The 22165-nt window shown below is 72.9% G+C and carries 20 protein-coding genes, 1 pseudogene and 1 riboswitch; of the genes and pseudogenes, 16 read left to right on the top strand and 5 right to left on the bottom strand.

Translation table 11 applies throughout. The features are described 5' to 3' along the window. The first annotated feature begins 246 nt into the window (after positions 1-246). From ACZ3OF_RS17580 to ACZ3OF_RS17570, 3 genes are read left to right on the top strand one after another with little or no spacing between them, the layout of a single operon-like run. A complete protein-coding gene (locus ACZ3OF_RS17580) occupies positions 247-1758 on the top strand; it encodes a DEAD/DEAH box helicase (protein ID WP_361669828.1) in 1512 nt (503 codons plus the stop codon). 53 nt (positions 1759-1811) lie between these two features. Further along, positions 1812-2225, top strand: a complete 414-nt coding sequence (locus ACZ3OF_RS17575) for a hypothetical protein (protein ID WP_361669830.1) — start codon at positions 1812-1814, stop codon at positions 2223-2225. A 50-nt stretch (positions 2226-2275) separates the two neighbouring features. Further along, entirely contained in the window at positions 2276-2587 is a 312-nt protein-coding gene (locus tag ACZ3OF_RS17570; RefSeq protein ID WP_361669832.1) for an SCO5918 family protein, read from the top strand. Positions 2588-2705: 118 nt separating this feature from the next. Here the strand turns inward: ACZ3OF_RS17570 and ACZ3OF_RS17565 are convergent, their stop codons facing one another. Next, positions 2706-3065: a hypothetical protein gene (locus tag ACZ3OF_RS17565; protein WP_361669834.1), complete on the bottom strand. Its 360-nt coding sequence runs from the start codon at positions 3063-3065 to the stop codon at positions 2706-2708. A gap of 703 nt (positions 3066-3768) precedes the next feature. On the opposite strand from ACZ3OF_RS17565, the gene ACZ3OF_RS17560 reads away from it, so the two are divergent. Further along, a complete protein-coding gene (locus ACZ3OF_RS17560; RefSeq protein WP_361669836.1) occupies positions 3769-4107 on the top strand; it encodes a MerR family transcriptional regulator in 339 nt (112 codons plus the stop codon). Between the two features lie 188 nt (positions 4108-4295). Continuing rightward, complete coding sequence (locus tag ACZ3OF_RS17555) at positions 4296-6242, top strand: glycoside hydrolase family 15 protein (protein WP_361669839.1); 1947 nt, start codon at positions 4296-4298, stop codon at positions 6240-6242. A gap of 18 nt (positions 6243-6260) precedes the next feature. Here ACZ3OF_RS17555 and ACZ3OF_RS17550 read toward each other — a convergent pair whose 3' ends face one another. Next, positions 6261-6740, bottom strand: coding sequence for an SAM-dependent methyltransferase (locus tag ACZ3OF_RS17550; protein WP_467305368.1), 480 nt, complete (start codon positions 6738-6740; stop codon positions 6261-6263). Positions 6741-6911: 171 nt separating this feature from the next. Here ACZ3OF_RS17550 and ACZ3OF_RS17545 point away from each other — a divergent pair, with 171 nt between their 5' ends. The 4 genes from ACZ3OF_RS17545 to ACZ3OF_RS17530 all read left to right on the top strand — a co-directional run bounded on the left by ACZ3OF_RS17545 (position 6912) and on the right by ACZ3OF_RS17530 (position 9018). Continuing rightward, a complete protein-coding gene (locus tag ACZ3OF_RS17545; protein WP_361435224.1) occupies positions 6912-7322 on the top strand; it encodes a VOC family protein in 411 nt (136 codons plus the stop codon). Between the two features lie 27 nt (positions 7323-7349). Continuing rightward, a complete protein-coding gene (locus ACZ3OF_RS17540) occupies positions 7350-7835 on the top strand; it encodes a helix-turn-helix transcriptional regulator (RefSeq protein ID WP_361669844.1) in 486 nt (161 codons plus the stop codon). Next, positions 7832-8455, top strand: coding sequence for a glyoxalase (locus ACZ3OF_RS17535; RefSeq protein ID WP_361669846.1), 624 nt, complete (start codon positions 7832-7834; stop codon positions 8453-8455). Before ACZ3OF_RS17540 ends, ACZ3OF_RS17535 begins: the two co-directional genes overlap by 4 nt. 110 nt (positions 8456-8565) lie before the next feature. Beyond that, on the top strand, positions 8566-9018 hold the full coding sequence (locus tag ACZ3OF_RS17530) for an iron chaperone (protein WP_361669848.1): 453 nt from the start codon (positions 8566-8568) through the stop codon (positions 9016-9018). Positions 9019-9046: 28 nt separating this feature from the next. Here the strand turns inward: ACZ3OF_RS17530 and ACZ3OF_RS17525 are convergent, their stop codons facing one another. Further along, the gene (locus ACZ3OF_RS17525; RefSeq protein WP_361435228.1) at positions 9047-9346 is read right to left on the bottom strand and encodes a hypothetical protein; all 300 of its coding nucleotides are present in this window, start codon (positions 9344-9346) and stop codon (positions 9047-9049) included. Between the two features lie 169 nt (positions 9347-9515). On the opposite strand from ACZ3OF_RS17525, the gene ACZ3OF_RS17520 reads away from it, so the two are divergent. Continuing rightward, the gene (locus ACZ3OF_RS17520) at positions 9516-10292 is read left to right on the top strand and encodes a PP2C family protein-serine/threonine phosphatase (RefSeq protein ID WP_467305363.1); all 777 of its coding nucleotides are present in this window, start codon (positions 9516-9518) and stop codon (positions 10290-10292) included. On the opposite strand, the pseudogene ACZ3OF_RS17515 reads toward ACZ3OF_RS17520, so the two are convergent. After that, a pseudogene (locus ACZ3OF_RS17515) lies at positions 10293-10817 on the bottom strand (hypothetical protein); the annotation flags it as partial. A 177-nt stretch (positions 10818-10994) separates the two neighbouring features. On the opposite strand from ACZ3OF_RS17515, the gene ACZ3OF_RS17510 reads away from it, so the two are divergent. The 3 genes from ACZ3OF_RS17510 (at position 10995) to abc-f (ending at position 14696) form a co-directional block, all read left to right on the top strand. Then, the gene (locus tag ACZ3OF_RS17510) at positions 10995-11954 is read left to right on the top strand and encodes a D-2-hydroxyacid dehydrogenase family protein (RefSeq protein WP_361669855.1); all 960 of its coding nucleotides are present in this window, start codon (positions 10995-10997) and stop codon (positions 11952-11954) included. 96 nt (positions 11955-12050) lie between these two features. After that, entirely contained in the window at positions 12051-13004 is a 954-nt protein-coding gene (locus tag ACZ3OF_RS17505; protein ID WP_361669857.1) for a nucleoside hydrolase, read from the top strand. 108 nt (positions 13005-13112) lie between these two features. Then, the gene (gene abc-f, locus ACZ3OF_RS17500) at positions 13113-14696 is read left to right on the top strand and encodes a ribosomal protection-like ABC-F family protein (RefSeq protein WP_467305360.1); all 1584 of its coding nucleotides are present in this window, start codon (positions 13113-13115) and stop codon (positions 14694-14696) included. Here abc-f and cobN read toward each other — a convergent pair. Further along, positions 14693-18304, bottom strand: coding sequence for a cobaltochelatase subunit CobN (gene cobN / locus ACZ3OF_RS17495; RefSeq protein ID WP_467305358.1), 3612 nt, complete (start codon positions 18302-18304; stop codon positions 14693-14695). The two genes, abc-f and cobN, sit on opposite strands and share 4 nt — an antisense overlap. A 38-nt stretch (positions 18305-18342) precedes the next feature. Next, positions 18343-18479: riboswitch (cobalamin riboswitch) on the bottom strand. A 54-nt stretch (positions 18480-18533) separates the two neighbouring features. On the opposite strand from cobN, the gene ACZ3OF_RS17490 reads away from it, so the two are divergent. The 3 genes from ACZ3OF_RS17490 to ACZ3OF_RS17480 are packed head-to-tail and all read left to right on the top strand — an operon-like array spanning position 18534 to position 22083. Continuing rightward, positions 18534-19928 carry a cobalamin biosynthesis protein CobG gene (locus ACZ3OF_RS17490; protein WP_467305356.1) on the top strand — a complete coding sequence of 465 codons (1395 nt, stop codon included), beginning with the start codon at positions 18534-18536 and terminating at the stop codon, positions 19926-19928. Between the two features lie 14 nt (positions 19929-19942). Further along, positions 19943-20578, top strand: a complete 636-nt coding sequence (locus ACZ3OF_RS17485) for a precorrin-8X methylmutase (RefSeq protein ID WP_361670681.1) — start codon at positions 19943-19945, stop codon at positions 20576-20578. Next, positions 20575-22083: a precorrin-2 C(20)-methyltransferase gene (locus ACZ3OF_RS17480; RefSeq protein WP_361669866.1), complete on the top strand. Its 1509-nt coding sequence runs from the start codon at positions 20575-20577 to the stop codon at positions 22081-22083. Before ACZ3OF_RS17485 ends, ACZ3OF_RS17480 begins: the two co-directional genes overlap by 4 nt. Positions 22084-22165: the final 82 nt, after the last annotated feature.

The raw sequence follows: 22165 nt of genomic DNA, 5'->3' as shown, positions 1-22165 counted from the left end.
GCACGCATTCCGCAGTGCTTTCACCTGCGGAACATATTCTTCAGGGACCACGGCTCGTCGGAGCCGTGCCCGTCGAGGCGCTGGATCCCCTTCCACGCATCCTCACCTTTTTTCGCTTGCGCCGTCGCTGATTCCTCGCACGCCAAGTTCACCTCGCATTTCATTCCGGCCCGTGCCTGTAATTCCCCGCGCTGTTCATACGCCGCCGGAATTCCTCGATACGCGCCGTATCAAGGAAGGTTCTGAATGAACCCCACACGCACGAACAGCCGTTCCTCCCGTGCCCGCCGCAACGGCGGCCACGCGTACGGCTCCACCACCGGTTCGGTCCGGGGCAGCCGCTTCGGTTCGTCCGCCCCGAGCCGTTCGGGAGGCCCGAGCCGTTCGGGTGGTCAGGGCCGGCGGCCCGCCGCGGTGCAGGGCGAGTTCGCCCTGCCGAAGACGATCACTCCGGCTCTGCCCGCCGTCGAGGCGTTCAGCGAACTCGACATGCCGAGGGGCCTGTTGGCCGCGCTCACCGCGCAGGGCGTGTCCGTTCCGTTCCCCATCCAGGGCGCGACGCTGCCGAACTCCCTGGCGGGCCGTGACGTCCTGGGCCGCGGACGGACCGGGTCCGGCAAGACCCTCGCCTTCGGCCTGGCCCTGCTGGCCCGCACCGCCGGGCAGCACGCCGAGCCCCGTCAGCCGCTGGCGCTGGTGCTGGTCCCCACCCGGGAGCTCGCCCAGCAGGTCACCGACGCCCTCACCCCCTACGCCCGCGCCGTGAAGCTGCGCCTGGCCACCGTCGTCGGCGGGATGCCGATCGGGAGGCAGGCGAGTGCGCTGCGCGGTGGCGTCGAGGTCGTCGTGGCCACCCCCGGCCGCCTCAAGGACCTCATCGACCGCGGTGACTGCCGACTGGACCAGGTCGCCGTCACCGTCCTCGACGAGGCCGACCAGATGGCCGACATGGGCTTCATGCCCCAGGTCACCGCGCTCCTGGACCAGGTCCGCCCCGAGGGCCAGCGCATGCTGTTCTCCGCCACCCTCGACCGCAACGTCGACCTCCTGGTCCGCCGCTACCTCACCGACCCCGTCGTCCACTCCGTGGACCCCTCCCAGGGCGCGGTCACCACGATGGAGCATCACGTCCTGCACGTGCAGGGCGCCGACAAGCAGCGGCTGACGACGGAGATCGCGGCGCGCGACGGCCGGGTGATCATGTTCCTGGACACCAAGCACGCCGTGGACCGCCTCACCGAGGATCTCCTCGCCAGCGGTGTCCGGGCCGCGGCCCTGCACGGCGGGAAGTCGCAGCCGCAGCGCACCCGTACCCTCACCCGGTTCAAGACGGGGCACGTCACCGTCCTGGTCGCGACGAACGTCGCGGCGCGAGGCATCCACGTCGACAACCTCGACCTCGTCGTCAACGTGGACCCGCCGACCGACCACAAGGACTACCTCCACCGAGGCGGCCGAACCGCGCGGGCCGGCGAGTCCGGCAGCGTCGTCACCCTCGTCACGCCCCAGCAGCGCCGCGACATGACCCGCCTCATGGCGGCCGCCGGCATCGTGCCCCGGACCACCCAGGTCCGTTCCGGCGAGGAGGAGCTCCGCCGGATCACGGGCGCCCAGGCCCCCTCCGGCATCCCCGTCACGATCACCGCGCCGCCGGCCGAGCGGAGCAAGCGCGGCGCGGCCTCCCGCGGCCGGCGCCGTCCCGCTTCGGCTGCCCGGCGCGGCAACGTGGGGCGTACCGCCGTCGACAAGGCGGCCTGACACCGCGTGACCCGGAAGCCGACCCCCTCTACCCGTCCTGCAGGAGGCACGTTGTGACGCTCGTCCAGATGCAGCCCCACTCGGCGAAGGCCGCCCTCGTCCACGGGACGGTGGCCGACGACATGGACACGGCAGGACCCCAGGTCTGTGACGACATGACCGTCGAGGTGGCCCTGTCCGTCATGGTCAGCGCCCGCACCGGTCACCTGCTCGTCTGCGACAACGACGGCCTGTGCACCGGACGGGTCACCCAGGTACAGCTCACCACCGTCCGCCGCAGCCCGGTCTACACGGACCGGATCCAGCTGCGCGACATCCTCGGCCTCGACATCCCCGGCGACGACGCGCCGCTCACCTCGCCCGCCACCATGACGGCCGAGCACACCGTGCACCACCGGCGGCTCATCGCCTCGTCCGTCGTGGACGAACAGGACGGCACCCCGGGCGTACTCGCCCTTGCCCGCTGATCCGCCTCACCACGGAACCCTCCCCCCCTCTCCTCTCCCTGTGAGGCATCGTGCGCTGTGTCATCGCCCGCTTCCCGTTCGAGCTCACCAAGAGCGGCGTCCTGGACTCCATGAAGGGCGTCACGCCCGAGGAGGCCGTCGGCGAGTCCGTGATCATCGGCCGCCGCACCTACCCCGTCAAGCAGGTCGGCCAGGTCATCACGCGCCAGGACCGACGCGATTTCACAGCCGCCGAGGTCCTGCGGGCCATGACCAAGCTCGGCTTCACCTGCCGCAGCCTGCCCCGGTCCGCCTCGCCCGCCCCCGGACCGGACCCGCTCCAGCACGCCTCCGCGCTGCTCGGCGTCCCGTTGGCGGTCTGACCGTCCGACCGCGCCCCACCGAGAGCGCGAACCGGCACCCCAATGGCCGGGAGGGCCCGACCGGCATGCGCCGGTCGGGCCCTCCCGCGTATCCGTGGCTTTTCCACGCGGCGTGAAGTCAGTGATCGGAGTAGCTGAAGTCACCCATCGTCCAGGCGCTGACGTCCGCGATCGCGACGCGGTACATCCCACCCGTCTCCGGGATACCCACCGGGCCCTGAAGGATCCGGGCCATATGGAAGTGCAGATACGCGGGCGGCTCTTCCCGCCGGGCCGTTGCGGTGAAGACGGCGGAGAACTCGCCCAGGTGGGCCGAGTCCGACAGGACCTCCGACACCCGTCGCCTCCACACCGCTTCGGGAGCGAGCCGGCCGGTGATGACAGCACCACCGGTGACAACGGTCAGGGACATCTGATTGCTCTGCCCGGACTCCACCAGAGTGGCGACGTCAACGAGCAGCTCGTCAGGCTTCGACATGAAAGCCGATTTTATCGCGGGTCGCCCCACCTCCGACCGGACGTGCCACCGCACGGGAAGAGCCGCCACCGTCTTCCGGCCAGAGACCCGACGGATGGCCGCGGCCGGTGCGCCGTCGAACGGCGACGTCGACGTCGATCACCTCACCGCCGAACGCGAAAATCTATGTTGGCGACAGTAGACATTCGATATCGGTCTGGCTATGGTTTCTCACGTACCCCAGAGAGACAACAGGGGCCTGGCAGAGACGAACTGCCGGCCGGCAGTACATGCAGGTGCAGTAGGCAGGGCGGTGCGGCGGTGGAGTTTCGAAGCCAGCGTTGTTGCAGGTCGGCGACGGGACTGACAGCCGCACCGGGTGGCCCGCAGTGATCAGGGGCCGCCGGAGCGGGACCGCGGTCATGGCAGTTGCGGTACCCGTGAGTGCAGTACGAAGTGACCAGCAGCGGAAGGAACGGAGGAACCCGCGCCATCTGGATCGCCCGGGCGGAAGTCACGGTCCGGGTACCGCAGGACATCGACAAGTGAGGTGGTCTCCGGTCAAGCAACCGCGATCCCCGCATTCCCGACAGCAGCCAGGTCGGGGCAGCGGACACAGAACGCCGACGCGTCATCGGGGTCGGCAGGTGGTGTAGTAGTTCCTTCGGGGCCCTGGTGCCGTACGGCACCAGGGCCCCTCGACGCGTTTCACGGAGAGGTGCAAATGACAGCAGACGACTCGTACGGCCGTCTCGACGACGACGACTACCCCGCCTACACCATGGGCCGGGCCGCCGAGATGCTCGGCACCACCCAGGGTTTCCTCCGCGCCATCGGCGAAGCCCGCCTCATCACCCCTCTGCGGTCCGAGGGCGGCCACCGCCGCTACTCCCGCTACCAGCTCCGCATCGCCGCCCGCGCGCGGGAACTCGTCGACCAGGGCACCCCCATCGAGGCCGCCTGTCGCATCATCGTCCTGGAAGACCAGCTCGAGGAAGCCCAGCGCATCAACGCCGAATACCGCCGCGCCGCGGAGTCCTCCCCACCGCCGGCCGAGGACTGAGCCGAGTCGGCCCGTCCCCGTCGCCGGTATCGGTACCACGTCGTCGCGCAGCCCCGTCCCGGAGTGCGGCGGGCTGTGCCGGGGCGCACGCTGTGAGAGGGGTGGGCGACGTGGGGACGCGTGTCCGTCGCGGGCGCAGGCTCGACGCCCGGGTCGCCCGAGCCTCTCGCCCTGCCGAAGGAGGGCACGTGACCGCCTACCCGCCCATCGCCGACCACGGCCTGATCGGCGATCTCCAGACCGCCGCGCTGGTGGCTTCCGGAGGCACCATCGACTGGTGGTGCACCCCCCGTTTCGACTCCCCCAGCGTCTTCGCCTCCCTCCTGGACGGCGAACGCGGCGGCGAGTGCCGGTTCGCGGCGGACCTCCGGGGCGAGGAGAGCGCGACGGTCCGCCAGCTGTACCTCTCGGACACGGCCGTCCTCGTCAACCGGTTCATGGGCCCCGACGGTGTCGGCGAAGTGGCCGACCTCATGCGTCCGATCGAGAGCGCCACCCCCAGCGACCGGCACACCCTGGTCAGGGTCGCCCGCGTGGTCCGGGGCAGCCTGCCGTTCACCTTCAGCTGCCGCCCGCGTTTCGACTACGGACGTGCCCCGCACACCCTGGCGCGGACCGACGGCCGCGCGGTCGTGTTCCAGGGGCCCGGGACGGACCTGCACGTCCAGGCCACCGCCCCCCTCGCCCTCGAGGCGGACGGCGAGGACATCACAGCCGGCTTCACGCTCACCGCCCACGAGATGGCGGCGGTGGTACTGACGAGCGTGGCCGGCGGCGAACCCGCCCCCGTCCCCCCGTACATGGACGAGATCGCCGACGAGCTGGAGTCCTGCCGCGCGTTCTGGCTCTCATGGCTGCGCTCCTCCACGTACCGCGGCCGCTGGCGCACCATGGTGAACCGCTCGGCGATCACGCTCAAGCTGCTCACGTACGCCCCGAGCGGCGCCCCGATCGCCGCCGCCACCATGGGACTGCCCGAACAGATCGGCGGCGAGCGCAACTGGGACTACCGCTACACCTGGATCCGCGACGCCTCCCTGTCCGTACGGGCCCTGGTCGACCTGGGGTTCGTGAAGGAGGCCGACGCCTTCCGCCACTGGCTGCGCGACCGCATCGAGGCGGGTGGGAGCGGATCGGGAGACCCGTTGCAGATCATGTACCGGATCGACGGCGACCCCCACCTCTCCGAGGAGGTCCTCGACCATCTGGAGGGGTACAGGGGCTCGGCGCCGGTACGCGCGGGCAACGCCGCGGCGGACCAGATCCAGCTCGACATCTACGGGGAGGCCGCCGACGCTCTGGCTCAGGGCGAGGACATGGGCGCCATCCGTGGCTGGAAGGCGCTCAGCGACGTACTGGACTGGCTCGCCGACAACTGGGACCGGCCCGACGAAGGGATCTGGGAGACCCGGGGCGGTCGGAAGAACTTCACGTACAGCCGCCTCATGACATGGGTCGCGTTCGACCGGGGCATCCGGCTCGCCACCGCGTACTCCCGCCCGGCGGACCTCGCGCGCTGGCTGCACACCCGCGACATGGTCTTCAAGCAGATCCTCGAGCGCGGCTGGAACCAGGAGCGGATGGCGTTCGTACAGCACTACGACACCGATGTCCTGGACGCCTCGCTGCTGCTGATGCCGCGGGTCGGCTTCCTCTCCCCACGGGACCCGGCCTGGCTCAGCACGCTCGACGCCATGGACCGGGAGCTGGTGAGCGACAGTCTGGTCCACCGGTACGACCCGGCGGCGTCGCCCGACGGACTGCGCGGCTCCGAGGGCACGTTCAACCTGTGCAGCTTCCTCCACGTGGAGGCCCTGGCCCGCGCCGGGCGGCTGGACCAGGCCCGGTACGCCTTCGACAAGATGCTCACGTACGCCAACCATGTCGGGCTGTTCGCCGAGGAGATCGGCCCGTCCGGCGAGCAACTGGGCAACTTCCCGCAGGCGTTCACCCATCTCGCGCTGATCGCCGCGGCCATGGCGCTCGACGAGCAGCTCGACCGGGCGGAGACGGGTCCCGAGGCACGGCCCGCGGCCCGGCCCGGAGCGCGGCCCGGGACATGGTCCGAGGCGAACGAACCCGTCGTGGGCGCCGACAGCCCCACGGCCTGGCGCCCGGGCCCCGGCGGGGCGTGACGTACTGCCCGGCGGGGCTCAGTAGTACTGGCGCATGATCTCGGTGGCCCAGTCCGGCTGGGTGACGGCGCCGCGGGGGCCGAACTCGGACATGTACGGCTTGATGTCGAGGACGGGGGTGCCGTCCACGGCGTCGAGGCCCCGCACATGGACGTCGCGTCCGTCGACGCGCAGCAGCCTGCAGCGGGAGACCCCGAGCCGGTTGGGGCGGTTCTTGCCACGCTGGGCGAAGATGCCGACCAGCGGCCAGTCGGTGTTGCCGCGCGGATGACGGGCGCCGGTCTGCACCTTCTCCACCGGCACGCGGTCGAAGTGGTAGACGACCTCCACGTGCGAGAAGGAGTCCAGGCCCGCGAGGGCCTCCGGCCCGAAGCGCTCGTCCAGGCGGATCACCGCGGAGACCTCTCCCCAGTCGTCGTCGCGGACGTCCGCCCGGCCGCCGACCACCCGGCCGACCGGATCCGAGACCACGTCGACCGGGGAACCGTGCTCTGCCATGGGGTGCTCCGTTCGTGGGAAGAAGTGATCGCGGTCCACCGTACTCAGCGTCGTCGCCGGAGTCCCGGGCTGCCGGACTCCGTCCCCCCGCACATCCGACAGGGGCAGGGCGCGGCACGTCGGTCAGGAATCGAGAAGCGGTGGGCCACCGGCCCAACTAGCGTGGTGGGCATGGACATCACCATTCACACCACCGTCCTCCCGCACGACGACCCGGACGCCGCCGTGGCCTTCTACCGGGACGTCCTCGGCTTCGAGGTCCGCAGTGACGTCGGGCAGGGCAAGATGCGCTGGATCACCGTCGGGCCCGTCGGGCAGCCCGGGACCTCCATCCTCCTCGCGCCGCCGGCCGCCGACCCCGGGATCACCGAGGACGAGCGGCGCACCATCGCCGAGATGATGGCCAAGGGCACGTACGGCTGGATCCTGCTGGCCACCCCGGACCTCGACGGCACCTTCGAGAAGGTGCAGGCCGGGGACGTCGACGTCGTCCAGGAGCCGACCGAGCAGCCGTACGGCGTGCGGGACTGCGCCTTCCGCGACCCCGCGGGCAACCTCGTCCGCATCCAGGAAGTCCGCTGAACCGTACGCCCGGAAGGGAGTTCCCCCATGTGCCATCCCGCGTGGATGAGCGCGCTCGTCGCGGCGCAGCGCCTGAAGGACCTCGCGCGGCTGCGCCGTGTCCGTGACCGGATCGACCGGGAGTGCGCGCGGCCCCTGGACGTCGAGGCGCTCGCCCGTGGCGCCGGCATGGCGGCCGGGCATCTCGGCCGCCAGTTCCGGCAGGCCTACGGCCAGTCGCCGTACGCGTACCTGATGACGCGGCGCGTCGAGCGCGCGATGGCGCTGCTGCGCCATCGCGACCTCAGCGTCACCGAGGTCTGCTCCGAGGTGGGCTGCTCGTCGCCCGGCACCTTCGGCGCGCGCTTCACCGAGCTGGTCGGCATGGCGCCCGGCGACTACCGCCGCCGGTCGGCGGAGGGTGCGGCGGTCGGTGCTGCGCGGCTGCCGACACGCGTGACGGAACAGGCGACCGGAACGGTCAGGAATCGAGAAGCACTCGTACCCGTGCCGTCACTAGCGTGGCAGTCATGAACTCCATCGACACCGTCACCCTCGAGGTGGCCGACATCGCGGCCGCCGAGCGCTTCTACACCGCCTTCGGCCTCGCCGACCAGATCCGCCTGCGGGCCTCGGACGCCCCGAGCACCGGCTTCCGCGGCTTCTCGCTGTCGCTCACGGTCTCCCAGCCGGCCGACGTCAGGGCCTTCGTCGACGCCGCCGTCGACGCGGGTGCCACGGCGCTGAAGCCCGCGTCGAAGTCCTTCTGGGGCTACGCCGGCGTCGTCCGGGCGCCCGACGGCGCCATCTGGAAGATCGCGACGTCCGCGAAGAAGGACACCGGCCCCGCCACCCGGCGGATCGAGCAGATCGTGCTCCTGCTCGGAGCCACGGACGTGGCCGAGACCAAGCAGTTCTACGTAGAACAGGGCCTCACCGTGGCGAAGAGCTTCGGCCGCAAGTACGTCGAGTTCGCCGCCGGATCCGGGCCCGTCAAGCTCGCCCTGTACGGGCGCCGCGCCCTCGCCAAGGACGTCGGTGTCCCCGTCGACGGCACGGGCTCGCACCGAATCGTGCTGAACGGCGGATCCGGGGCCTTCACCGACCCCGACGGGTTCGCCTGGGAGCCCGCCTCGGCGACCAGCCGGACCTGAACACCGGCCGTACCCGGCACGCGGTGACCAGCACGCACCACCGAGCACGCACCACCCTGCACGTATCCCCTCCGGAACTGCCCCGACCACGCATTGCGAGAGGACCCGCCATGAAGAGCGACAACGCCGCCGCCACGTCCTACGACGGTTTCACGGACGAGGAGCGGGGCGCGATGAAAGAGCGCGCCAAGGAGCTGAAGAAGGCCACCCGCAGCCCGCGCGCGGCCAAGACGGACGGCGAGAGCGACGTGCTCGCGAAGATCGCCGAGATGCCGGAGGCGGACCGCGTCCTCGCCGAGCGGATCCACGCCATCGTGAAGACCGCCGCGCCGGACCTCACGTCCAAGCTCTGGTACGGGATGCCCGCGTACGCCAAGGACGGCAAGGTCGTCTGCTTCTTCCAGAGCGCGGCGAAGTTCAAGGCGCGCTACGCCACCCTCGGCTTCAACGACCCCGCCAACCTCGACGAGGGCACCATGTGGCCGACCGCCTTCGCCCTGACGCGGCTCACCGCCGACGACGAGGCGTTCGTCGCCGCGCTCGTCAAGCGGGCGGCGAGCTGACACCGGTCCCGCCGCGGCGCCCGTCCCGTCAGGGCGCCAGGCGGACGAAGGCCACCTCGAAGTGGTCCACCGAGACCACCCGCTGGCCCTCCCGGTGGGACGACTCGAGCCGTACCCGCGCCGCCTCCTCCTCGCTCTCCACCATCGACGCCTCGTCCGCCCACAAGGTCAGCGACCTCGACTTTCCCGTCACCCGGTCCACGAGGTAGTACGCGCCCCGGAAGCCGGGGAGGTTCTCGACCTGTTTGACGATCGCCTCCGATTTGGCGGTCAGGTCGCCGTCCGGCGGAACCGGTGACCCCTGGTAGGTGCTCAGCCTCGCGAACATCGACGGACGTCCTTTCCTCGGCCTCCCCTGCGGGCGGGCGGCTCAGGACCAGCGTGCGACGGCGGGGCGCGCGCCGCATGCCGGGTCGTCCAGGTGGGACACGTCGTACCCGCGGAACACGTCGTGGACCCGCACCGCGCCTCCGCACGCGGGAGGGCCTCGCGGGACAATGGGGGTACGTGGCGTGAGGAGGCGGGATGCCGTGACGCCGTACATAGCCGTGACCGCGCTCAGCCATGCCGGGCTGCTGCGCGAGCACAACGAGGACAGCCTCGTCGTCGGGCCGTGGACCCTGTGCGGAACGGTGACCGACAGTCCCCAGACCCTGGTGTTCCCGGTGGACAGACCGCTCCTCGTCGCCGTCGCCGACGGGCTCGGCGGCCAGCCGGCCGGCGAGGTGGCCAGTGCCCTGGTCGTCCGCCGGCTCGCGGCGCTGGGGCCCTCGCTCGACGGTACGGAGACCGTCGGCGAGGCGCTGAACCTCTGCAACCGTGCCGTGTACGCGGCCGCCGACGGCCGCCCCGAACTGGCCACCATGGGGACGACGGTCGCGGGCACGCTCGTCCTGGAGGGGTCGCTGCTGTCGTTCAACGTCGGCGACAGCAAGGTCTTCCACGCGGCCGGGGACGAGCTGCGCCAGGTCAGCGTGGACGACAGCCCGCCGCCCGCACCCGGGCACCGCACCACCTCGGCCGTCACCCAGACCCTCGGCGGCAGCCTCACGTTCAACGCCGTCACCCCGCACGTCGCCGCCTTCCCGCTCTCCTCCGGCGACCGCTATCTCGTGTGCAGCGACGGGCTGACCGACCCGGTGCCGGACGACGAGATCGAGGAGCTGCTGCGGGTCCACGACGACGGCAGGGCGGCCTTCGAGCTGTGGAAGGCCGCCATCGACGCGGGCGGGCCGGACAACATCACCCTCGCGTTGGTCCGTGTCGGCGAGTGATCACGGCGCCCCGCCCGGCGGTGTGGCTCCGCCCGGCGTGGGGGTGCCGCCCGGGACAGGGGTCCCGCCCGGACCCTTCGTGGAGTGGTCGGGCGTGCCCTCCGTCCCCTCCGGCTCGTCCGCCAGGAACTCCGCCACCGCGAGCGCGAACAGCAGCGCCAGCGCCAGGCCCAGCACCACCCACCCCGTGGGGTGGCTCCAGAGGACGTACGCCAGGATCGCCGCCGCCACCAGGATCCAGGTGACCCACGCTCGATGCCGCCGCAAGAACGGCCCGACCGGGCCCGTGCGCATGCCGAACCGGTCGGCCGTCGCGCGGGTCGCGGCGATGCCCGAGCGCCACAGCTGCCGGACCACCGTGGCGGACCGGCCCGGTCCGGACAGCCAGGCCGCGACGGCGAGCACCACCCCGAGGGTCACGACCATCCGGACCGTCGTCCGCAGGAGCCGGATCAAGGCGTCGTAGACCGAGCCGGCGGCGGCCTGCGAGACGGTGTCGGGCAGGGCGTTGAGATAGACCGTACGGAGCCGTATGCCTGGAGCACGGGCACATCGGGCCAAGTCTCCGACCGGGTGGTGGGATTGTCGCTCCGAGCGGGGCCGAGCGTGGGCCGATCGGGGGCCGTCACCCGGGTGCCGCAGCACCGCGAGGCGGGACGCCGACCCCTGTCGTACGATCGCCCGGCCGCGCGATCATGGGGCATGAAGCTGCGCTGTGCCGTACTCGACGACTACCAGGGCGTCGCCCTGTCCTCCGCCGACTGGAGCCCGCTCGCCGACCGCGTCGACGTACGCGTCCTGCGCGAGCACCTGACCGACCCGGACGCGCTGGTCGCGGCGGTCGAGGACTGCGAGATCCTCGTCGTCATGAGGGAGCGGACACCGCTGGACGCCGAGCTGCTGGGGCGGCTGCCCCGGCTGCGGCTCGTGGTCACCTCGGGAATGCGCAACGCCTCCATCGACCTGACGGCGGCGGCCTCGCTCGGGATCACGGTCTGCGGGACGGCCAGCAGCTCCGAGCCGCCCGCCGAGCTGACCTGGGCGCTGATCCTGGGCCTGGCCCGGCAGGTACGGGCCGAGGCGCAGGCGTTGCGCGAGGGCGGGCCCTGGCAGTCGACGGTGGGCGCGGACCTGTCCGGGCGGACGCTCGGGCTCGTCGGCCTCGGCAAGATCGGCGGCCGGGTCGCCCGGGTCGGGCTCGCCTTCGGCATGGAGGTCGCCGCCTGGAGCCCGAACCTGACGGCGGAGCGGGCGGCGGGGCACGGGGTCGCGTACGTGCCGGACCAGCGGGAGCTGATGGAGCGCGCGGACGTCGTGTCGCTGCACATGGTGCTCTCCGAGCGGACCCGTGGGCTGATCGGGGAGCCCGAACTGCGGGCGATGCGCCCGTCGGCGTACCTGGTCAACACCTCACGGGCGGGCCTGGTCGACGGCGAGGCGCTGCTGCGGGCGCTGCGCGAGGGCTGGATCGCGGGCGCCGGACTCGACGTCTTCGCCACCGAACCGCTCCCGGCCGACGACCCGTTGCGCACGCTGCCGAACGTCCTGGCGCTGCCACACCTCGGGTATGTGACGCGGGGCAACTACGACCGCTACTTCGGCCAGGCGGTGGAGGACATCGAGGCGTATCTGGCGGGTGCGCCGGTACGGACACTGGGCTGACGCCCCTGGAGGACGCGGGCCGCCCGGGAGCTCCGAGGGCGGCGCGACGCGGCCGGGAGTCGTGACGGCCGGGCGGTCGTGTGGGACGGTGGACGTATGCCCGTACCCGTGATCCTCGACTGCGATCCCGGTCACGACGACGCGTTCAACATCCTGCTGGCCGCCGCCCATCCGGCCGTCGACCTGCTGGCCGTGACCACGGTGGCGGGCAATCAGACCGTGGAGAAGACCACCCTCAACGCCCGCCGGGTGTGCTCCGTCGCGGGGATCCGCGGGGTGCCGATCGCGGCCGGCAGGGACCGCCCGCTGCACGGGGCGCCGCTCGTCGCCGAGAACATCCACGGCGGCTCGGGGCTCGACGGCCCCGGCTTCGGCGACGGCGAGCCGGACGTCCCGCAGGACCCGCGCGACGCCCGCACCCTGATCCGGGACACCCTGCTCGCGCACCCCGCACCCGTGACGCTCGTCCCGACCGGGCCGCTGACCAACATCGCCACCTTTCTGATCGCCCACCCGGAACTGACCCCGCGCATCGAGCGGATCGTGCTGATGGGCGGCTCGACGGGACGCGGGAACACCACCCCGGCCGCGGAGTTCAACATCTTCTGCGATCCGGAGGCGGCGGACATCGTCTTCTCCAGCGGTCTGCCGATCACGATGTTCGGGCTCAACGCCACCCACCAGGCCCGGGCGACCGCCGATGTCGTCTCCCGGATCGCGGCGCTCGGGACGCCACTGGCCAGGCTCTGCGTCGAGCTGCTGACGTACTTCGCCGGCACGTACCGCGAGGTGTTCGGCTTCGACACGCCGCCGCTGCACGATCCGCTGACCGTGGCGCATCTGATCGATCCGTCGCTGATCAGCCTGGTGCGGGCGGCGGTGTCGGTCGAGCTGACGGGCACGTACACGCGGGGCGCCACAGTGGTGGACCTGCTGGGGGTGACGGGCCGCCCGGCCAACGCGGAGGTGGGGATGGAGGTCGACGTCGCGGGCTTCTGGGAGCTGATCGTGGAGGCCGTGCGGGTGCTGGGCGAGCGCTCCGGGGACTGACGAGACGCAACGTCTTGCGGAATCGCGAGCGGTCCCCTATGGTCGTCATAACGAGACGAGACGTCTCGTATTGCTTTCTCCCCTGTCGTCCAGACGAAGGATCCGCCCTTGTTCCGTGTCCATCTCACCGACGTCACCAAGCGCTACGACGACCGGATCGTCCTCGACCGCGTCTCCCTCACCGTCCGGCCCGGCGAACGCGTCGGCGTCGTCGGCGACAACGGCTCCGGGAAGTCGACCCTCCTGCGGCTCCTCGCCGGCCTGGAGCCGTCCGACAACGGCACCGTCACCGTCGACTCCCCCGGCGGTCTCGGCCACCTCGCCCAGACCCTGGACCTCCCCGGCACCGCGACCGTCGGCGACGCCGTCGACCTCGCGCTCGCCGACGTACGGAAGCTGGAGCGGGCGATCCGGGCGGCCGAGGCGGCGCTCGCGCGCACCGGGGATCTGGACACGTACGCCGCGCTCCTCGCCGCGTACGAGGCGCGGGGCGGGCGGGACGCCGACCGGCGGGTCGAGACGACGCTCCGTCAGCTCGGCGAGCGGGCACCGCTCGACCGCGACCGCCCCCTGGGCACCCTCTCCGGCGGGCAGCGCTCGCGCCTCGCGCTCGCCGCGACCCTCGCCGCCGACCCCGAACTGCTGCTGCTCGACGAGCCGACCAACGACCTCGACGACGAGGCCGTGGCCTGGCTGGAGGAGCGGCTGCGCACCCACCGGGGGACGGTCGTCGCCGTCACCCACGACCGGGCCTTCCTCGACGGGGTCACCACCGCCGTCCTGGAGGTCGACCACGAGCAGCGCACAGTGCGCCGGTACGGCAACGGCTACGCCGGCTATCTGGCCGGGCGGGCCGCCGAACGGGCCCGCTGGGAGCGGGAGTACGAGGAGTGGCGGGCCGAGACCGCCCGCCACTCGGCGCTCGCCGACGCGAACATCGACCGCTTCTCCGCCATCCCGCGCAAGGCCCCGGCGTCCTTCAGCGGTGCGGGCGCGTTCCGGGCCCGGTCACGGGCGCACGGCGCGATGAGCCGGATCCGGGCCGCCCGGGAGAAGCTCCACCGGCTCACCGAGAACCCGGTGCCGCCGCCCCCGGACCCGCTGCGGTTCACGGCGGACATCGAGGGCCACGCGGGCGCGGTCGCGCTGACGGACGTACGGGTGGAGGGCAGGCTGCGCCTGGACTCCCTGCACCTGGCCCCCGGCGAACGCCTCCTGGTCACCGGCCCGAACGGCGCGGGCAAGACCACGCTGCTCAAGGTCCTCTCGGGCGAACTCGCCCCCGACGGCGGGACGGTGACGGTCCCGCCCCGGGTCGGGATGCTCCGCCAGGACGCCGCGCTGCCGGACGACCCGCGCACGGTCGCCGCGGCGTTCGGGGCGGGCCGGGAGGAGGAGCTGCTCCGGCTCGGGCTCTTCGGGGCGGCCGATCTGACCACGCCCGTACGGGAGTTGTCGACGGGACAGCGCCGCAAGCTGGAGCTGGCCCGCCTGGTCACCCGCCCGGCGGACCTGCTCCTCCTCGACGAACCGACCAACCACCTGGCCCCCGGCCTCGTGGAGGAACTGGAGGCCGCCCTCGCCACCTACCCCGGCACCCTGGTGATCGTCACCCACGACCGCCGCATCCGTGCGGGCTTCCGGGGCCGCCGGCTCGAACTGTCCCCGGCCCCGGCCCCCGTGACGGCCTAGCCCTCGGAGCCGCCGTCCTCCAGATCGCCCTCCGTGTCCAGGAAGACCTGGCGCAGGGCCGCCAGGGTCTCCGGGTCCGGCTTCTCCCACATGCCGCGCGACTCGGCCTCCAGGAGGCGTTCCGCGATGCCGTGCAGGGCCCAGGGGTTGGCCTCCTTCAGGAAGGCCTGGTTCTCCGGGTCGAGGACGTACGTCTCCGTCAGCTTGTCGTACATCCAGTCGGCGACGACACCCGTCGTCGCGTCGTAGCCGAAGAGGTAGTCGACGGTCGCCGCCAGCTCGAACGCGCCCTTGTAGCCGTGGCGGCGCATCGCCTCGATCCACTTCGGGTTCACCACCCGGGCGCGGAAGACCCGCGAGGTCTCCTCGACCAGGGTCCGGGTGCGGACCGTCTCGGGGCGGGTGGAGTCGCCGATGTACGCCTCGGGGGCCGTGCCCGTCAGCGCGCGGACGGTCGCCACCATGCCGCCGTGGTACTGGAAGTAGTCGTCCGAGTCGGCGATGTCGTGCTCGCGCGTGTCCGTGTTCTTCGCGGCCACGGCGATCCGCTTGTACGCCGTCTCCATCTCCGAGCGCGCCGGACGGCCCTCCAGACCACGGCCGTACGCGTATCCGCCCCACACCGTGTACACCTCGGCGAGGTCCGCGTCCGTCCGCCAGTCGCGCGAGTCGATCAGCTGGAGGATGCCCGCGCCGTACGTACCCGGCCGCGAGCCGAAGATCCGGGTCGTCGCGCGCCGTTCGTCGCCGTGCTCGGCCAGGTCGGCCTGCGCGTGCGCCCGTACGAAGTTGTCCCCGGCCGGCTCGTCGAGCGAGGCGGCAAGCCGCACGGCGTCGTCGAGGAGCCCGATGACGTGCGGGAACGCGTCCCGGAAGAAGCCCGAGATGCGCAGCGTGACGTCGATGCGCGGGCGGCCGAGCTCGGCGAGCGGGATCGGCTCCAGGCCGTTCACCCGGCGCGAGGCGTCGTCCCACGTCGGGCGGATGCCCAGCAGGGCAAGGGCTTCGGCCACGTCGTCGCCCGCCGTGCGCATCGCACTCGTACCCCAGAGGGAGAGGCCGACGGACGTCGGCCACTCTCCGTTGTCGGAGCGGTAGCGCTCCAGGAGCGATTCGGCGAGCGCCTGGCCCGTCTCCCACGCGAGGCGGGAGGGCACGGCCTTGGGGTCGACGGAGTAGAAGTTGCGGCCGGTCGGCAGCACGTTGACCAGGCCGCGCAGCGGAGACCCGGAGGGGCCGGCCGGGACGAAGCCGCCGTTCAACGCGTGGACGGCGTGCGCGAGTTCGTCGGTCGTGGCGGCGAGCCGCGGGACGACCTGCTCGCAGGCGAAGCGCAGCACGGCGGCGACGTCGGGACCGTACGCGGCGGCGACCTCCGCGACCGCGTCCACGGACCAGTCCGCCGCCTCCATCGCCTCGACCAGCTCGCGCGCCGTCGCCTCCGCCTCGTCGGCGGTGGTCCGGGTCGCGGCGGACTCGTCAAGACCCAGGGCCTCACGGAGACCCGGCAGCGCCTGCGTCCCGCCCCAGATCTGCCGGGCGCGCAGGATCGAGAGGACCAGGTTCACGCGCTCGGGACCGGCCGGGGCCCCGCCGAGGACATGCAGACCGTCCCTGATCTGCGCGTCCTTGACCTCGCACAGCCAGCCGTCGACATGCAGCAGGAAGTCGTCGAAGCCGTCGTCCTCCGGACGGTCCTCGAGCCCGAGGTCGTGGTCGAGCTTCGCCGCCTGGATCAGCGTCCAGATCTGCGCGCGGATCGCGGGCAGCTTGGACGGGTCCATGGAGGAGATCTGCGCGTACTCGTCGAGCAGCTGCTCCAGGCGCGCGATGTCGCCGTACGAGTCGGCGCGCGCCATCGGCGGCACCAGGTGGTCGACCAGGGTCGCGTGCACGCGCCGCTTGGCCTGCGTGCCCTCGCCCGGGTCGTTGACCAGGAACGGGTAGACCAGGGGGATGTCGCCGAGCGCCGCGTCCGGGCCGCAGGCGGCGGACAGGCCCGCGTTCTTGCCGGGCAGCCACTCCAGGTTGCCGTGCTTGCCGAGGTGGACCATCGCGTCCGCCCCGAAGCCGCCGTCCTCTGCGCGCGCCGCGATCCAGCGGTAGGCGGCCAGGTAGTGGTGGGACGGCGGGAGATCGGGGTCGTGGTAGATCGCGATCGGGTTCTCGCCGAAGCCGCGCGGCGGCTGGATGAGGATCAGCAGGTTCCCGCGCCGCAGGGCGGCGAGGACGATGTCGCCCTCGGGGTTGCGGGACCGGTCGAGGAACATCTCGCCCGGCGCCGGGCCCCAGTGCTCCTCGACGGCCTCCCGCAGCTCGGCGGGGAGCGTCGCGTACCAGCGCTTGTAGTCGGCGGCCGGGATACGGACGGGGTTCTTCGCCAGCTGCTCCTCGGTCAGCCAGTCCTGGTCGTGGCCGCCCGCCTCGATCAGGGCGTAGATCAGCTCGTCGCCGTCGCCCGAGACCAGGCCCGGGATCTCCTCGACGGGGCCGAAGTCGTACCCCTCCTCGCGCAGGCGGCGCAGGAGCGCGACGGCGGAGGCGGGGGTGTCGAGACCGACCGCGTTGCCGATCCGGGAGTGCTTGGTCGGGTACGCGGAGAGGACCAGGGCGAGCCTCTTCCCGGCGTTCGGGATGTGGCGCAGCCGGGCGTGCCGTACCGCGATCCCGGCGACGCGCGCGGCGCGCTCGGTGTCGGCGACGTAGGCCGGGAGCCCGTCCTCGTCGATCTCCTTGAAGGAGAACGGGACGGTGATGAGCCGGCCGTCGAACTCGGGCACGGCGACCTGGCTCGCGGCGTCCAGCGGGGAGAGACCCTCGTCGTTCTCCTCCCAGGCGGCGCGCGAGCCGGTGAGGCAGAGCGCCTGCAGGATCGGTACGTCGAGGGCGGCGAGGGCGCCCGCGTCCCACGCCTCCTCGTCGCCGCCGGCCTGCGCCTCGGCGGGCCTGGTGCCGCCGGCCGCGAGGACGGTGGTGACGATCGCGTCGGCCGCGCGCAGGGTCTCGAGCAGCTCCGGCTCCGGGGCACGCAGGGAGGCGACGTAGAGCGGCAGGGCGCGGGCGCCCTGGTCCTCGATCGCCTCGCAGAGCGAGTCGACGAAGGCGGTGTTCCCGCTCATGTGGTGGGCGCGGTAGTAGAGCACGGCGACCGTCGGGCCGTCGGCCGTGCGGGCCGTCCGCTCCAGCGGGCCCCAGGTGGGCGCGGCGGCCGGGGCGTCGAAGCCGTGGCCGGTGAGCAGCACGGTGTCGGAGAGGAAGCGGGCCAGCTGCTCCAGGTTGCCGGGGCCGCCGTGCGCCAGGTAGGCGTGCGCCTCGGTGGCGACGCCGACGGGGACGGTGGAGGCCTCCATCAGCTGGGCGTCGGGGGCCTGTTCCCCGGAGAGCACGACCAGCGGCTTCTCCGCCGTCCGCAGGGCCTCCAGGCCCTCCTCCCAGGCACGCAGACCGCCGAGGAGCCGTACGAGAACGAGGTCGACGTCCTCCAGCAGCCCGGGCAGGTCGTCCAGGGCGAGACGGGAGGGGTTGGCGAAGCGGTACGCGACGGGCCCGCCGGCCGCGCGGGCGCTGAGCAGGTCGGTGTCGGAGTGCGACAGCAACAGAATTCGCATGCGTGCGCAGGCCTTCCTCGGGGTTGTCCGCGCCCCGGGTGGTCGTGTGGACGGCAGGAGTTCCTGACTCACCCGGCCCCTTCCGGGACCTGGCTCACAGTGGCGGGACCGCGCCGGATTCTCACCGGGCTTCCTCCCCGGGGTCCTGGGACCCCATGCCGTCTGCATAGTAGATCGTGCGCACAACGGGCAGGGGTCGTCCCCGGGGGTCGACCGGATCCACGTGGGTATGCTCGCCGCCATGTCGCCCACCCCGCCCACAACGCCCAACCGGGGCGAACCTCTCATACGGGACCGCGGCGATGCCTGCCCGGGCGCGCTGCGCCTGCACGCCGCCGACGACGGCGGTCTGGCCCGACTGCGCCTGCCCGCAGGCCTGTTGACGCCGCATCAGGTCGAAGTCCTGGCGTCGGCGGCGGAGTCCCTCGGCGACGGCCGGGTCACGGTCACGTCCCGGGGCAACGTGGAGCTGCGCGGTCTGGGCGGGGGCTGCGGGGCGGAACTGGCCGACCGGCTGACGGAGGCGGGCCTCCTCCCCTCCGCCACCCACGAACGCGTCCGCAACATCGTCGCCTCGCCGACCGCGGGACTGGACGGACTCGGCCACGCGGACGTCCAGTTGTGGTCCCGCGAACTGGACGCGCTGCTCTGCGCGGCCCCCTGGACGGCCGCCCTGTCGGGCCGCTTCCTCTTCGCCCTGGACGACGGCCGGGGGGACGTGGCGCGGCTGGGCGGAGATGTGACCTTGATCGCAGAAGGCCCCTGGACGAACGCCGCCCGGGAGACGACCGGCCCGGGCCCACGTGCGGGCGGCGTCCTGCTGTACGTCGGCGGGCAGGCGTTCCGCGTCGCGGGCGCCGACGCGCCGCGAGCGGCGCTCGCCGCGGCCGACGCGTTCCTGCGGGCCGCACGGGCGGCCGGGAACGGCGCGTGGCGTGTGAAGGAGCTTCCGGGCGTCGGCGCGACGGGGGCGGAGGCCATCGAAGCCGCCGGTGCGAAGGAACTGCCGGGCATCGGGCCCGCGGGCTCCCCGGGTGGCGGGGCGGCCGACGCGCCGGGTGCCGGGGCCGGTCTTCTCGACCTCGCCGCCGCGTTCACGCGGGCCGGGATCGACGCCCGTCCCGTCGTCCCCGTACCGCCGCTGCCGCACAGCACGCCACCCGCGCCCGGGCTCCTCGGCAGCAGCGACGCGCTGCACGTGCTCGCGCCGCTCGGGCGGATGACCGCCGCCCAGCTCCGCGCGCTGTTGCCCGCCGGCGAGGTACGGCTCACGCCCTGGCGTGGGGCCGTCGTCGCCGGGTCGTCCCGGACACGGCTTCCCGAGCTGGCCGCGGCCGGGCTGATCACCCGCCCCGACGACCCCCGCGTCGGCGTCGGCGCCTGCACCGGGCGGCCCGGCTGCGCCAAGTCCCTCGCCGACGTCCGCGCGGACGCCGTACCCGGCGCGCCCGGCGTCCCCGTCCACTTCTCCGGGTGCGAACGCCGCTGCGGCCACCCCCAAGGCGCCCCCGGCACCTGGGTCGACGTCGTCGCCACCGCCGAGGGCACCTACCTCGTGGACGGCCGCCCCACCCCCCGTCACTCCCTGCCCGAAGCAGTCGCAACGGCCCGCACAACGAGATGAGCGAGAACGACACGATGTTCGCCTACGAGAAGGACGGCGCGGAGATCTACCGCCAGTCCTTTGCCACGATCCGCGCCGAGGCGGACCTCGCGGATCTGCCCGCCGACGTCGCCACGGTCGCGGTCCGCATGATCCACGCCTGCGGCATGACCGACCTCGTCCGTGACCTCGCCTACTCGCCGCGGGTCGTCTCCCGCGCCCGCGCCGCCCTGCGCGCCGGCGCGCCCATCCTCTGCGACGCGCAGATGGTCGCCAGCGGTGTGACCCGCAAGCGGCTGCCCGCCGACAACGACGTGGTCTGCACGCTCTCCGACCCGTCCGTGCCCGCGCTCGCCGCCGAGCTCGGCACCACCCGCAGCGCCGCCGCGCTCGAACTCTGGCGCGACCGCCTCGAAGGCTCCGTCGTCGCCATCGGCAACGCGCCGACCGCCCTCTTCCACCTCCTGGAGATGATCGAGAAGGGCGCCGGCCGTCCGGCCGCCGTCCTCGGCATCCCGGTCGGCTTCATCGGCGCCGCCGAGTCCAAGGACGCGCTGGCCGCCCAGACCCTCGGCCTCGACTACCTCGTCGTACGGGGCCGGCGCGGCGGCAGCGCGATGACCGCCGCCGCGATCAACGCCATCGCGACCGAAGCGGAGATCCAGGCATGAGCGCCGACGCCCCCGGCAAGCTGTACGGCGTCGGCCTCGGCCCCGGCGACCCGAACCTGATGACGCTGGCGGCCGTGAAGGCCATCGCCTCGGCCGACGTGATCGCGTACCACTCCGCCCGCCACGGCCGCTCCATCGCGCGCTCGATCGCGGCCGAGCACCTTCGCGAGGACCACATCGAGGAGCGGCTGATGTACCCGCTCACGGTGGAGACCACGGACCACCCCGGCGGCTACCGGGGCGCGCTCGACGACTTCTACGAGGAGGCGGCCGCCCGCCTCGCCGCCCACCTGGACGCCGGCCGCACGGTGGCCGTGCTCGCCGAGGGGGACCCGCTCTTCTACGGCTCGTACCAGCACATGCACAAGCGGCTCGCGGACCGCTACGACACCACCGTCATCCCCGGTGTCACCTCCGTCAGCGCCGCCGCCGCCCGGCTCGGGGAGCCGCTGTGCGAGGCGGAGGAGGTCCTGACGATCATCCCCGGCACGCTCCCGGAGGACGAGCTGACGGCACGGCTCGCGGGCACGGACTCGGCGGTCGTGATGAAGCTCGGCCGGACGTTCCCGACCGTGCGGCGCGCCCTGGAGCGGGCGGGCCGTCTGGAGGACGCCCGGTACGTGGAGCGGGCGTTCATGGCGGGCGAGCGGACGGAGGTCCTCGCCGAGGTGGACGCGGAGACCGTCCCGTACTTCTCGGTGGCCGTGCTGCCCTCCCGTATCGACGCCGTCACCCCCGAGTCCAGGGACACCGGCGGCGAGGTCGTCGTCGTCGGCACGGGCCCGGCGGGCGCGCCCTGGCTGACGCCGGAGTCGCGCGGCGCGCTGGTCAACGCCGACGACCTGGTCGGCTACACCACGTACCTCGACCGGGTCCCGGCGCTGCGCCCCGGACAGCTCCGGCACGGTTCGGACAACAAGGTCGAGTCCGAGCGCGCCGAGTTCGCCCTCGACCTGGCCCGGCGCGGGCGCCGGGTCGCGGTCGTCTCGGGCGGCGACCCGGGCGTCTTCGCCATGGCGACGGCGGTCCTCGAGGTGGCGTCGGAGGAGCGGTACGCGGACGTTCCGGTACGGGTCCTCCCGGGCGTGACGGCCGCGAACGCGGCGGCGGCCGCGGCGGGCGCCCCGCTGGGCCACGACTACGCGACCATCTCGCTCTCCGACCGCCTCAAGCCCTGGGACGTCATCGCGGCGCGGCTGCGCGCGGCGGCCTCGGCGGACCTGGTCCTGGCGCTCTACAACCCGGGTTCGAAGTCCCGTACGCACCAGGTGGCGGCGGCCCGTGACCTGCTCCTCGAACTCCGCTCGCCCGAGACCCCGGTGGTCGTGGCGCGGGACGTCGGCGGCCCGGAGCAGTCGGTACGGGTGGTGACGCTGAAGACCCTGGAGCCGTCCGAGGTCGACATGCGGACGCTGCTGCTCATCGGCTCGTCGCAGACGCGCGCGGTCGAGCGCGGCGACGGCCGCACGATCACCTGGACGCCGAGGCGGTACCCGGAGGCGTGACGCGGAAGGCCGCGGCTGGCCGGCGTGGAGGCGCCGGGGGCCGGCGGTCTCGCGCTCCACGTCGACGGGTGAAGGGCCGGAG

Source organism: Streptomyces sp. NPDC022552, assembly GCF_055561875.1.
This window is presented reverse-complemented; position numbering and strand designations above follow the sequence as displayed.